The organism is Clostridium sp. HMP27 (assembly GCF_000765165.1).
Classification (GTDB): domain Bacteria; phylum Bacillota; class Clostridia; order Clostridiales; family Clostridiaceae; genus Clostridium_AK.
Genome location: NZ_JMFY01000014.1, coordinates 1 through 13,620, shown reverse-complemented (window position 1 = coordinate 13,620; position 13,620 = coordinate 1). Strand labels below are relative to the sequence as shown.

Annotated in this window: 12 protein-coding genes and 1 other annotated feature; of the genes, 1 reads left to right on the top strand and 11 read right to left on the bottom strand. The window is 31.1% G+C overall.

What is annotated here, in order from left to right:
* Window positions 1-9: 9 nt before the first annotated feature.
* The 8 genes from mltG to alaS form a co-directional block, all read right to left on the bottom strand.
* Window positions 10-1,020 carry an endolytic transglycosylase MltG gene (mltG, locus tag DP68_RS06015; protein ID WP_035307468.1) on the bottom strand — a complete coding sequence of 337 codons (1,011 nt, stop codon included), beginning with the start codon at window positions 1,018-1,020 and terminating at the stop codon, window positions 10-12.
* Between the two features lie 17 nt (window positions 1,021-1,037).
* Window positions 1,038-2,861, bottom strand: coding sequence for a translational GTPase TypA (gene typA / locus DP68_RS06010; RefSeq protein ID WP_035307466.1), 1,824 nt, complete (start codon window positions 2,859-2,861; stop codon window positions 1,038-1,040).
* A gap of 183 nt (window positions 2,862-3,044) precedes the next feature.
* The gene (locus tag DP68_RS06005) at window positions 3,045-4,712 is read right to left on the bottom strand and encodes a ribonuclease J (RefSeq protein WP_035307900.1); all 1,668 of its coding nucleotides are present in this window, start codon (window positions 4,710-4,712) and stop codon (window positions 3,045-3,047) included.
* Window positions 4,713-4,788: 76 nt separating this feature from the next.
* On the bottom strand, window positions 4,789-5,241 hold the full coding sequence (locus DP68_RS06000) for a Fur family transcriptional regulator (protein WP_035307464.1): 453 nt from the start codon (window positions 5,239-5,241) through the stop codon (window positions 4,789-4,791).
* Window positions 5,242-5,372: 131 nt separating this feature from the next.
* Window positions 5,373-5,636 carry a DUF1292 domain-containing protein gene (locus DP68_RS05995; RefSeq protein ID WP_035307462.1) on the bottom strand — a complete coding sequence of 88 codons (264 nt, stop codon included), beginning with the start codon at window positions 5,634-5,636 and terminating at the stop codon, window positions 5,373-5,375.
* Between the two features lie 35 nt (window positions 5,637-5,671).
* The gene (gene ruvX / locus DP68_RS05990; RefSeq protein ID WP_035307460.1) at window positions 5,672-6,085 is read right to left on the bottom strand and encodes a Holliday junction resolvase RuvX; all 414 of its coding nucleotides are present in this window, start codon (window positions 6,083-6,085) and stop codon (window positions 5,672-5,674) included.
* Between the two features lie 56 nt (window positions 6,086-6,141).
* Window positions 6,142-6,393, bottom strand: a complete 252-nt coding sequence (locus tag DP68_RS05985; protein ID WP_035307458.1) for an IreB family regulatory phosphoprotein — start codon at window positions 6,391-6,393, stop codon at window positions 6,142-6,144.
* Window positions 6,394-6,475: 82 nt separating this feature from the next.
* The gene (gene alaS / locus DP68_RS05980) at window positions 6,476-9,115 is read right to left on the bottom strand and encodes an alanine--tRNA ligase (protein ID WP_035307456.1); all 2,640 of its coding nucleotides are present in this window, start codon (window positions 9,113-9,115) and stop codon (window positions 6,476-6,478) included.
* A gap of 77 nt (window positions 9,116-9,192) precedes the next feature.
* Window positions 9,193-9,367: a binding site (T-box leader), on the bottom strand.
* Window positions 9,368-9,571: 204 nt separating this feature from the next.
* Here alaS and DP68_RS05975 point away from each other — a divergent pair.
* A complete protein-coding gene (locus tag DP68_RS05975; RefSeq protein WP_035307454.1) occupies window positions 9,572-10,945 on the top strand; it encodes a YjiH family protein in 1,374 nt (457 codons plus the stop codon).
* Window positions 10,946-11,033: 88 nt separating this feature from the next.
* On the opposite strand, the gene DP68_RS05970 is transcribed toward DP68_RS05975, so the two are convergent.
* From DP68_RS05970 to DP68_RS05960, 3 genes are all read right to left on the bottom strand, one after another.
* Window positions 11,034-11,822, bottom strand: a complete 789-nt coding sequence (locus tag DP68_RS05970) for an ABC transporter substrate-binding protein (RefSeq protein ID WP_035307452.1) — start codon at window positions 11,820-11,822, stop codon at window positions 11,034-11,036.
* Between the two features lie 197 nt (window positions 11,823-12,019).
* On the bottom strand, window positions 12,020-13,039 hold the full coding sequence (locus tag DP68_RS05965; protein WP_052085669.1) for an AI-2E family transporter: 1,020 nt from the start codon (window positions 13,037-13,039) through the stop codon (window positions 12,020-12,022).
* Entirely contained in the window at window positions 13,014-13,532 is a 519-nt protein-coding gene (locus DP68_RS05960) for a PRC-barrel domain-containing protein (protein ID WP_035307451.1), read from the bottom strand. Before DP68_RS05960 ends, DP68_RS05965 begins: the two co-directional genes overlap by 26 nt.
* Between the last annotated feature and the right edge of the window lie 88 nt (window positions 13,533-13,620).

The following is a 13,620-nucleotide window of genomic DNA, read 5'->3' as shown; positions in this document are numbered from 1 at the left end:
ACCTCCTACCTAAAAGCCCTGGGTCTTTTCTTTGACTTTTAAAAACTCTTGATAATCTTTTGTAAAAAAGTGTGTACCATCATTATATGATACAAAAAACAAATAATCTGTTTTATCTGGATTTAAAGCAGCTTTTATTGATTCCTTGCTAGGACTTGCTATCGGTCCTGGTGGCAATCCATCATTGATATAAGTGTTATAAGGAGATTTAACTTCTAAGTCTTTATAATAAAGTTTATCTTTATGTTTACCTAAAGCATAAAGTACTGTAGCACAAGACTGCATCTTCATTTGCTTTTCTATTCTATTGTAAAAAACAGAAGCAACTTTACCTTTTTCGTTTACTCCAGCTTCCTTTTCTACCATAGATGCTACAGTTATTATTTTATCTATATCGTCTTTTGTGAGTTTACTGTCTTTACTTATATCATTAAATACTTCTTCAAATCTTTTAATCATAGTTTCTATTATATCTTCTGCTTTACTTCCCTTTAAAAATTCATAGGTATCAGGATAAAGATATCCTTCTAAAGCATATTTTTTCTTAGAATTACTATTTATAAACTCAGGCAAGGGATGCTTTTTCACTGCAGCTATAAATTCCTCTTTAGTTAAAAGTCCCTTTTCCTGAATAATATTTGCTATAAGATCAATATTAAATCCTTCTGGAATGGTTAATTTTACAAGGCTTTTATTGTGAGTCCCCTTATTTAAGGCCCGCATAAAATCCGTTAATGAAACATCCGAGTTAAATTCATAACTGCCTTGCTTTATAGATACAGGAAGGTTAGCTCTTTTTATATAATGTTTTATTATATACTGATTTTTTATTTCCTTATCATTATATAATTTAGATAATATTTTATATAAGCTATCTCCCTTTTCTACGGTTACTTCTATATTACCATCCTTTTGAGTAAAAGGATGGCTAACAGTATTGTTATAGTAAATTATAAAATATGCTGAAGCACTAATTAAAATTAATAAAGTTATAATTAAAAAAGTTAACTTCTTTTTCATAATTCCTCCAGAGTAACTTAACCTTTTCTTGCTGCTCTCTTTCTTTGTTCAGAATTTAGTATTTTCTTTCTCATTCTTACAGTTTTAGGAGTAACTTCAACAAGTTCATCAGAAGCTATAAATTCTAGACACTGCTCTAATGACATAGGTACTATAGGAGTTAGTTTTAAAGCATCATCAGATCCTGAAGATCTAGTGTTTGATAGATGTTTTTTCTTACATACATTTACATCAATATCTTCAGCTCTAGAACATTGTCCTGCAATCATTCCAGCATAAACATCTGTTCCTGGTCCTATAAATAAAGTTCCTCTTTCTTGAGCATTGAAAAGTCCATAAGTTATTGCTGTACCTGTTTCAAATACTGTAAGTGATCCTCTTGATCTTTCAGCTATATCTCCCTTATAAGGCTCAAAGCTATCGAAAACGTGATTCATTATTCCGTTACCTTTTGTATCTGTCATAAATTCATTTCTAAATCCTATAAGTCCTCTAGCTGGTATTTTAAATTCAAGTCTTGTATATCCATTTACAGCAGATGTCATATTTACCATTTCTGCTTTTCTAGGTCCTAGCTTTTCCATAACAACACCCATAAATTCTTCAGGCACGTCAATAGTTAAGTATTCTATAGGCTCCACTTTTTTGCCATCCATTTCTTTAAATATTACTGTTGGCTTAGAAACCTGGAACTCATATCCTTCTCTTCTCATTGTTTCTATAAGTATAGATAAGTGAAGTTCTCCCCTTCCACTTACTTTAAATGACTCTGCAGTATCTGTTTCTTCCACTCTTAAACTTACATTAGTTTCGATTTCCTTCATAAGTCTATCTCTTAAATGTCTAGAAGTTACAAACTCTCCATCTTGACCTGCAAAAGGAGAATCATTAACCATAAAGTACATGCTAAGAGTTGGTTCATCTATTTCTACGAATGGAATTGCTTCAGGTCTAGTTACATCTGCAACAGTTTCCCCTATATTTATGTCAGCAATACCTGCAATAGCAACTATATCTCCAAGCATAGCTTCCTCTGTTTCTTCTCTCTTAAGTCCACTATAAACATAAAGACTGCTTACTCTAACATTTTCAACTTTTCCATCTTTTCTTATAAGTGCTACTGTTTGATTTTTCTTTATAGTTCCTCTTTCTATTTTTCCAATACCTATTCTTCCAACATATTCACTGGAATCTATTGTAGTTACAAGCATTTGAAGAGGCTCATCTATATAACCTTCTGGTGCTTTAACATTTTTTATTATAGCATCAAATAAAGGCTCCATATCTGTACTTTCATCTTCCATTTCCTTCTTAGCTATTCCTTGTCTTGCAGAACAATAAACTACAGGGAAATCTAACTGATCATCATTTGCTCCTAGCTCTACGAATAGGTCAAAAATTTCATCTAACACTTCTTCAGGTCTTCCATTAGGTTTATCTATTTTGTTGATAACAACTAAAGGCTGAAGATTTAGTTCTAGGGCCTTTTTAAGTACAAACTTTGTTTGAGGCATAGCTCCTTCATAAGAGTCAACAACTAAAAGAACGCTATCTACCATTTTAAGTACACGCTCAACTTCTCCACCGAAATCCGCATGTCCTGGAGTATCAACTATATTTATCTTAGTACCATTGTAGTTTATTGAAGTATTCTTTGATAATATAGTTATACCTCTTTCTTTTTCAAGGTCATTTGAATCCATTACTCTTTCTTGAACTTTTTCATTTTCTCTGAAAACATGGCTCTGCTTAAGCATTGCATCTACTAAAGTAGTCTTACCATGGTCAACGTGAGCAATTATTGCTATATTTCTTATATCATTTCTAGTAAATATTTTCATATATTTTCCCCCAATATATCTTCTTAAATTTTTTTTTCAAAAAAATTGGATACATTTAAGTATCCAACATCTCCAACATATCTATTTTAATAGTATAGTAATAAAAAGTCAACTTATGTAAAGTATTTTTGCTATTTCGACATTTAAACTTTAATTTGACTCTTCATTCAATAATTGAATAATTTAGATTTCCATAATTATAGGAAGTATCATCGGCTTTCTTTTAGTTCTTTCATATAGGAATCCTCTAAGAGAATCTTTTATACTAGACTTAATAGAAGCCCATTCTTTAATATGTTTTTCTTCACATTGTCTTAATGCTTCTTTAACCACATTTCTTGCTTGTTCCATTAAATCTTCTGACTCTCGTACATATACAAATCCTCTTGAAATGATATCTGGACCTGCAATTACACTTCCAGATTCCTTTTCTATAGTTACTACAACTGTAAGTATTCCATCTTGAGATAAGTGTTTTCTATCTCTAAGTACAATATTACCTACATCTCCTACTCCCAGGCCATCTACGAATACTTGCCCTGACGTTACCATTCCATTTTTTCTTATGCCATCCCTACTTACTTCTATTACATCGCCATTTTCTGGAATAACTACACTACTCGCTGGTAACCCTAATTTTTGAGCTAGCTCTGAATGCTGTTTTAAATGTCTATATTCGCCATGAACAGGCATGAAATATCTTGGTTTTACTAGAGTATGCATTAGCTTGAGTTCTTCTTGGCAAGCGTGACCGGATACATGAATATCCGCTAAAGCCTCATATATTACCTCTGCCCCTTTTTTAAATAGCTGATTAATAACTCTTGATATGAGTTTTTCATTTCCTGGAATAGGTGAAGCAGATATTATAACCATATCTCCTGGCACTATATTTACTTTTCTATGGTCTGATGCAGCCATCCTTGATAAAGCAGCCATTGGCTCTCCTTGGCTACCTGTGGTTATTATTACTATCTTGTTACTTGGATATTTATTTATAGAATCTATATCTATAAGTATATCCTTAGGAGGATTAATGTATCCTAGCTCCTTAGCAACTTCAACTATATTTTCCATACTTCTTCCGGAAACAGCAACTTTTCTGCCATATTTATCTGCTGCATTCATTATTTGCTGAACTCTATGAATATTTGAAGCAAAAGTAGCAACTATTATTCTACCCTTTGCTGTAGCAAATATACTTTCAAAGGCCTCCCCTACTGTGCTTTCAGACATTGTATATCCTGGTCTCTCTACATTTGTACTGTCAGCAAGCATAAGCAGCACGCCTTTTCTTCCAAGCTCTGCAAATCTATTTAAATCCGCTACACATCCATCAATTGGAGTAAAATCTATTTTAAAATCTCCTGTATGAAGAACAACACCAATAGGAGTATGTACTGCAATCGCTACTGAGTCTGCGATACTATGACTTGTTCTTATAAACTCTACAGATATATTAGTAAGTCTTACTATATCTTTAGCACTAATTCTTTTAAGTTCTACAGACCCTAATAGGTTATGTTCTTTAAGCTTCGTTTCCACTATTCCAAGTGTAAGTTTTGTTCCATATACAGGTACATTTAGCTCTCTTAATACATACGGAAGAGCGCCTATGTGATCTTCATGGCCATGAGTTAAAAATATTCCTCTAACTCTCTCTTTGTTTTTAATTAAATATGATACATCAGGTATAACTACATCTATTCCGAGCATTTCTTCATCTGGAAACTTAAGACCGCAATCTATAACCATTATATCATTTTTATATTCTATAGCAGTTAAGTTCTTTCCAATTTCATTTATTCCACCCAGCGGTATTATCTTTATTTTTTCTTTTTCTCTGCGCATTTTATCCCTCCTTTGTATTTTATTATTGTCTACTGGTTTATTATTGTCTACTGGTTTGTGATTGTCTGTTGGTTTGTTATTTTCTTGAACATTCATTACATAATCCATAAAATTTCACACTATGATCCTCTATCTTAAAATTATATTTTTTTTCTATATTCTCTTCCAATTCTTCTAAAAGGTCCCCTTGTACTTCTATGACCTTACCACAATTTCTACATATTAAATGATGATGTTGATGATTTTCATCTTCGTGTATCAATTCATATCTGCTGCATCCATCATTTAAATCCAATTTTGAAAGTAAACCCATTTCCTCTAAAAGCATAACTGTCCTATATACAGTTGCGAGTCCTATTTCTGGACATTCATCTTTAACTAAATTATATATTTCTTCAGTAGTTAAGTGACTACCCTCATTCTTTATTATAATTTCTACAATAGCTCTTCTCTGTGGAGTAAGCTTATATCCTTTTTCTTTTAAAACATTTTTTAAATTTTCCACATCTTCATAAGGAACCTTTGCCATGAAATTACCTCACTTTATTAACCCATATATTTTAGTATTTGCCTTAATTTTCTATACTTTATTATAATTTTAAAAGCTATGTATTGGAACATAGCTTTCCCTTAAGTATTAATTCAGCTCTTCCCTAAATATTAATTCAAATCTTCATCATCAAATAATGTTTCATAAGCTTCTACCACAATAGCAAATTCATCTTCATCATCTACTGTAACAAGTAGATCGTTTCCATCTTCATCTTTATCTATTCTAAGCGCTACAGCTTCATCTGTATCTTCATCCTTTGGCACTACAATTACATATTCTTTATCTTCAATATCTAATTTTGTAATAACCTCAAATTCTATTTCTTCGCCATTTTCATCTGTAAGAACAATATTTGTTATATCGTTTTCCATAATATACACCTCTTTCAATTTATTTTTATTTTATTTTATTTTGAAATACTATCTAAATATCCCTGTAGTATGTAAGTTGCAGCAATTTTATCTACTAATTTTTTTCTTTTACTTCTTGATAAATCTGCTTCTAACATAACTCTATGAGCTGCTACAGTAGTTAATCTTTCATCCCACATTATTATTTCTAAATTTAAAATTTCTTTTAATTTATCACAAAAGGCTACTACCTTTTCACTTTGTGGTCCTAGCGTTCCATTCATGTTTTTTGGGAGTCCTGATACTATCTTTTCTACTCCATATTCTTCACAAATCTTTTTCAATTCCTCAATATCTATTTGCTCAGTTTTTCTACGTATAGTTGTAATTCCTTGTGCGGTAAATCCTAATGGATCACTTAAGGCCACCCCTATAGTTCTATCTCCTACATCTAGTCCAAGTATTCTCATAAATTTCTCCTTTTGATTTGCTTCTTTTTAAAAATAAAAATGCCCTAAGGGCATTTTTATTTTATACCTAAATAGGTTTTTAAAACTTCTTCTAAGATTTCATCCCTTTCAAGTTTTCTAACTAGAGCCCTTGCACCATTATAGTTAGTTATATAGGTAGGGTCACCTGATATTAAATATCCTACCATTTGATTTACAGGGTTATAACCTTTTTCTTTAAGGGCACCATACACCTGTGTCAAAATTTCCTTAGTTAAATCTTCTTTGTCCTTGATCACATCAAATTGAATGGTGTTATCATTCCCCATTTTCCTTCACCCCACTTAAGTAAAAAGTTTATATTTTATATACTCGTATATTTATTATAAAACATAATACTTAAAATGTATACTATTTTGCTAAATTTGCCACTATAGTTTCTACTACCCCTATAGCTTCTTCTAGTTTTTCCGGTAATTTACCACCAGCTTGAGCCATGTCTGGTCTTCCACCGCCGCCACCGCCAGCAACTGATGCTACTTCTTTTATTATCTTTCCGCAGTGTATTCCTTTAGCTATTACATCTTTAGTTGCCATAGCTACAAACTGCACTTTTTCATCTGCATTACTTCCAAGAACTACTACACCTGATTCAATCTTGTTACGTAATTTGTCAGCTAAGTCCCTTAATGCATTGGCATCTACTCCACTTAACGCACCTGTAACTACCTTTATTCCATTTACTTCTTTTATACTATTTAGTATTTCATCCTCTGATCCGCTAGCAAGCTTTGACTTTAGCTCTGCTATTTCTTTGTCTTTGGTTTTCATTTCATTTAACTGAGAACTTATCTTGCTTAAGATTTCTCTTTCAGAAGTTTTAAGTAATGCTGCTGCTTCTTTTAATGTTTTTTCTTTTTCTTCAACATACTTTATAGCATTTAATCCAGTGAAAGCTTCAATTCTTCTTATACCTGCAGCTACACCACTTTCAGATATAATTTTAAACAATCCTATTTCTCCAGAATTAGTTACGTGAGTTCCTCCACAAAGTTCCTTGCTGAAGTCACCTACATTTACAACTCTTACATCTTCTGCATACTTATCATCAAATAATGCTGTGGCACCACTTTTCTTAGCATCTTCTATAGACTTAACTTCTGTGACAACTCCACTAACTTTCATTATATTTTCATTTACTAAAGTTTCTACTTCTTTAATTTCTTCTTCAGTTAACCCTTGAAAATGATTAAAGTCAAATCTTAATCTTTCACTATCCACATAGGAACCAGCTTGCTGTATATGTTCTCCTAATATTTTTCTTAAAGAAGCATGTAAAATATGTGTAGCAGTATGATTTCTTCTTATGTTATTTCTTCTTGGCTCATTTACTATTAAGGTAACTCTACCTTCTTTTAGTATTTCCCCTTTTGTAATTTTTATAAAGTGTAATATCTTTCCACCCACATTTTTTTTGCAATTTAAAACCTCTCCTGTAAATCCTTCGCCTTTAATGATACCTATGTCCCCAACTTGACCTCCCATTTCAGGATAAAAAGAAGTTTTATTTACAACAAGTACTCCTTCATCTCCTTCTTTAAGAGAGCTTACCATTTCTTCATCTTTTATAAGAAGTAAAACTTCTGATTCTTCCTTTAATGAGCTGTAGCCAGTAAACTCAGTATTCAATTCCTTTGGAAGCTTATTTAATATAGTATCTTCTGCTCCCATGTAGTTACTTTCTCCTCTAGCAGCCCTTGCTCTTTCTCTTTGTTCCTTCATTTCCTTATTAAATCCATCTATATCTATAGCTATTTCTTTTTCTTCTAATATTTCTGCCGTAAGTTCTAGAGGGAATCCATAAGTGTCATATAGTTTGAAAGCTTTATCACCAGAAAGAACCTTTTCTCCATTTTTAATTAACTCATCTATATATTCATTTAATATATCTATACCTGAGTCTATAGTTTCAGAAAATCTTTCTTCTTCAAGCTTAATAACTTTCTTTATGTATTCTTCTTTATCCTTTAATTCTGGATAAGCCTTATAAGAATTTTCTATTACTACATCACATATTTTATAAAGGAATGTTTCTTTAATTCCAAGAAGTCTTCCATGTCTTGCAGCTCTTCTTAAAAGTCTTCTTAAAACATATCCTCTGCCTTCATTAGATGGTAAAATTCCATCTGATATCATAAATGTAACACTTCTTATGTGGTCAGTAATTAATCTTAAAGATATATCCTGTACTCTATCTTTTCCATAAGCTATACCTGCAGCTTCACTAACCTTATCTAAAATAGCCCTTATTGTATCTACTTCAAATATGCTGTTAACTCCCTGCATTATAGTAGCCATTCTTTCAAGTCCCATACCCGTGTCTATATTAGGACTAGCAAGTCTATTATAATTTCCATCTTCATCTTTATCAAATTGAGTAAATACTAGGTTCCAAAACTCTATTACTCTATCTTCTTCCGCCGCCTGTAAAAACTCTTCTACAGTATTTAACTTTCCTTCTCCTCTATCAAAGTGTATTTCAGAACAAGGTCCACAAGGTCCTTGACCTATTTCCCAGAAGTTATCATCTTTTCCTAGCCTAAATATTCTAGTAGGATCTACATCAGTAGTTTTAGTCCATATATCAAAAGCTTCATCGTCTTCTAAATATATAGTTACATATAACTTATCCTTTGGAATATTTAAAGCTTTTGTTATAAACTCCCATGCCCATGGAATAACTTCTCCCTTAAAATAATCTCCAAAAGAAAAGTTTCCAAGCATTTCGAAGAATGTACCATGTCTTGCTGTCTTGCCTACGTTTTCAATATCTCCTGTTCTTATACACTTTTGACAAGTTGTAACTCTATTTTTAGGTGGAACTTGAACTCCTGTAAAGTAAGGCTTTAATGGTGCCATACCTGCATTAATTAAAAGTAAGCTCTTATCATTTTGAGGTACTAATGGAAAGCTTGGTAATCTTAAATGTTCCTTTCCCTCAAAGAAGCTTAAATATGCTTCTCTTATTTCGTTTAATCCCATTTTATTCATATAAACTTCATTCCTTTCTTTGAATGTTTTAAATAGTATACTAAAATAAAGGTAAATAAAAAAAGCTCTAGTCTCCTACAAGGGACGAAAGCTTCCGTGGTACCACCCTAATTATATAAGTCACATAACTTATATCTCTCAATATAATAAAGGCTCCAAAACAGCTTCAATACTTATACTAAGAAGTTTTCACCATCCACTTCCTCTCTTAATAGTAAAATAGTATCTACTCATTTTTTTCATAGCCAAAATATTCATTTTGATAAAAATTATAAATTAAAAAATATTAAATGTCAATATTTTAGTCACTATGTGGCATAAATTCACAGGCTTTTATCATAAAAATTTACGCTAAAACTATTGTAAAATCATATGTTTTATATTAGTATAAATATCGCTGTGTAAATTTAAAATGAAATATAACTTATTAAATAAACTTAAATTAAGGAGGCAACTATGACAGAAATAACTAAAGATAGAGGAGCGAATAGATATTCTCTTAGAAATTTCCTGAAATTTTTGATACCATCGTTAATAGGTATGTTATTATTTATGACACCTATTACACTAGGTGGAGAAGTTACAATACCCGTTGCATTTTTTTCTAAAAATGTACAAACCTTATTAGATGGATTTTTACCATTAATAATGACTATCTTAATAACAGTTTCATCTTTTATTACTATGATAACAAAAATATTTAAACCAAAATTTATAATAAACAACGGATATTTAAAGAATCTCTTTGATGTAACTCCCGTTTGGTTTGCAACAAGAGTTATTGGTATGGTTATTGTATTAGCTACTTTCTTCAAAATAGGAAGCGAGGCTATATATTCTGATAACACCGGAGCACTTTTATTATATGATCTTCTTCCTATTTTATTTGCAGTATTTTTATTTGCAGGTTTACTATTACCTTTAATATTAGATTTTGGATTACTTGAGTTTTTCGGTTCCCTACTAACTAAAATTATGAGACCTGTTTTTAATTTACCCGGACGTTCATCAGTAGATTGTATAGCTTCTTGGCTGGGAGACGGAACTATAGGCGTTCTTTTAACAAGCAAACAGTATGAGGACGGATATTATTCCTCTAGAGAAGCAGCTATAATAGGTACTTCTTTTTCAGCAGTATCTATAACCTTTTCTTTAGTAGTTATTGCTCAAGTTGGACTAGGACATATGTTCGTTCCATTTTACCTTATAGTAACATTCTCTGGTTTAATAGCTGCATTCGTTGTTCCTAGAATCCCTCCTCTTTCTAGAAAACCTGATTCTTATTACAATAATAATAAGAAAGCCGCAAGTGAAATTATTCCTGATGGATATTCATCCTTTAGTTGGGGACTTTCTCAGGCTGTAGAAAGAGCCGAGCAAAATAATGATATAAAGAAATTTTTTATAGATGGGCTAAAAAATGTTTTTGATATGTGGCTTGGAGTTACTCCAATAGTTATGGCTCTAGGCACACTAGCTTTAATAGTTGCTGAATATACCCCTGTATTTCAGATACTTGGAATGCCTTTCATTCCACTACTTAAGCTATTAAGGCTTCCAGAGGCTTCTGCTGCTGCTTCTACCCTAGTAGTTGGCTTTGCGGATATGTTTCTTCCTTCTGTTATAGCTGCAGGCAGTATTAAAAGTGAACTTACTCGTTTTGTAATAGCTGCTGTATCTGTAACTCAGCTTATATATATGTCTGAAGTTGGTGGACTTTTGATAGGTTCTAAGATACCTGTTAACTTTAAAGAGTTATTTATAATTTTCATAGAAAGAACCTTAGTAACTCTTCCAATCATAACTTTATTTGCACATTTCCTATTTTAATTAAAAACCCTAGAAACAAATCCATTTGTTTCTAGGGTTTTTTACTTTATATTTAAACTTGCCACTTGCCATGTGGGTGGCACTTTTTTTATTTATAGCTGTCAAACCCAAACCATTTCATTGAAAGCTTTGATAATGTACCATCCTTTTTCATGTCTTCTACTATCTTATCTATCGCTTCTCTTAATTCTTTATCTTCTTTTCTATAGCCAATTCCCATAGGCTCTTCGCTTATTATTCCTTTTAACACTTCATATTCTCCTGGCTTTTTAGTAGTGTAATATCCACCAACTTGAGCATCCATAACTACAGCATCTACTCTTCCACTAGATAGCTCATAAAAGGCCTCAGTTATCTTATCATACTTCTTTAATTCTTTTATTCCTTTAATAGTTGATGCTACATTTTCTCCTGTTGTTCCAAGCTGACAGCCAAGCACCTTTCCTTGTAAATCATTTACACCTTTAATACTTGTATTTCCCTTTTTAACTGCTAATATTTGTCCACCCATTATGTAAGGTTCTGAAAAATCTATGGATTCTTTTCTCTTATCTGTTATGCTTATACTTGCTATTGCAACATCGAATTTCTTAGCATTAAGAGCCATTATAAGTCCACTGAAATCAACTACAAAAAATTCAGTAGTTACACCTAATCTTTTTCCTACTTCATTAGCAAAGTCCACATCAAATCCTACTAGATTTTTATTTTCATCTCTAAACTCCATAGGGGGGTAGCCTTCTTCGATTCCCACCACTAGTTTTTTTGTCTGCTTAACTTTTTCCATGGTACTTAAATTTTCCTGCTTTTTACCGCAGCCTGCAAATACAGTTACAATGAAAAATAAAGGAATAAGAATTTTAATAATTTTTTTCATAAAAAGTCCCCCTTAAGTTATATTTAAATATTCACTTATGAATATTTACACAGTCGCATTTTTTTATTGTAAATTGGTAAATCGAATTAATCCTTTATAATTATAGTTAAGTATATATAATTATTCAATGTTTTTTTTAATATTTATGTAAAAAATAGAGTTCCCTTTAGGATACTCTATTTTTAACAACCATTATACTAGAACATATAATAATTTAAATCCTCATATATAACTTTAGCTACTACACCTACAGGAACTGCTAGCACCATTCCAAAAAAGCCTCCTACCTTACCTCCTATAACGAGAATTAGTATTACAGCTAAAGGATGCATACTAATATTATCACCTATAAACTTTGGAGATATAAAATCTCCTTCCACTTGTTGAATAAGATAAAGCCAAAAGGCTACCCAAAGAGCTGCTTGAGGTGATTTAAGTAGCGCCATAACTATTGCAGGTATTGCACCAAATATTGGTCCAAAGTAAGGTATTATATTAAAAAAAGCATTTAAAAGCGATAGAGTCAGTGAAAACTGAACTTTAAAAGTTATTAACACTATAAAAGTACATACCCCAATTATAAAACATAATAAAAACTGAGTTATTACATATCTGCTTAATATTCTATCAGTATCCTCTAATATCTTATCTATAATATTTCTACTTTGAATAGGAAAAAGAGCAAGAAACCTATTTTTAAGCTTTAAACTATCTGATAAAAAATAATAGGCTATTATTGGTATAATAGCAATAGATAGTAAATTTTCTCCAAGGGTAAGTGCCTTATTTAGCCAACTATTTAGAAATAATTCAAAGGCCTTACTTCCTCTTATATATATATTTTGAGTAATACTATATGCAATTCCTCTATTTATCTTAATATTTTCATAAATTCTATTTGTGTAACTTCCTAAATTTTTTAATGAATCGTATAAATTTAAGCTTTCTTTAATAATGGATGGAATTATAAAGATAAATATTGATACAAAAACGGTAACTACTATAAACATTATTATTAGTGATGAAACTCTTCTTCCAAGGCCTTTATTCATAAGCATATCTCTAAATGGCTTAAAAACATAAAATAATATAAAGGATACAAATATAAGATTAAACATATCTCTTATAAATTTTACTTTTAAAAGCAATATAAAGGCCAAAATAAATACAAAAACTACTATGAATCCCTTTTTATATTTTTTTATTACTTCTAGCATAACCATCCTCTTCCCTAAACAGCTTGCTTGGTAAGTTAATAAAGTTAATATTATAGCTTTTTCTATGATACAGTATGTGGCTATCACCAAGTAGCAAATCTTTTAATAATAATATCTTCTTGCCATAAAGAAAATTGGTAGCATAGCCTGTAGAAACTATTACTCCTTGTATAACAAATGTATCTTCATTAAATATTATATCTTCTACCATGCCTATCATATTTCCCTTAATATCTATTACATTCATTCCCTTTATATCCTCAAAGTTTAAACATTTTCCTTTATGATAAGAGCCTGCAATCATGTGCTTATCAAAGGAAATTATATCTTCTTTAAATACATAGAGCGATGACTGAAATAGAGAATAAGAAGATACTAAAAAGCCAATTACTCCTCCTATGTTAAAATCTACAGCTAAATCTTTAACAAATCCCATGGATTTTCCTTTTACATTGCTTACATTCATAAACAAGAAATCTTTTTTTCTATACACTTCATATCACTCCAAAGATAGTATAAATATATTCTTACCTATTATGTAAAAAATATGATGTATATATAAATAAAAGGAGATTAGATAA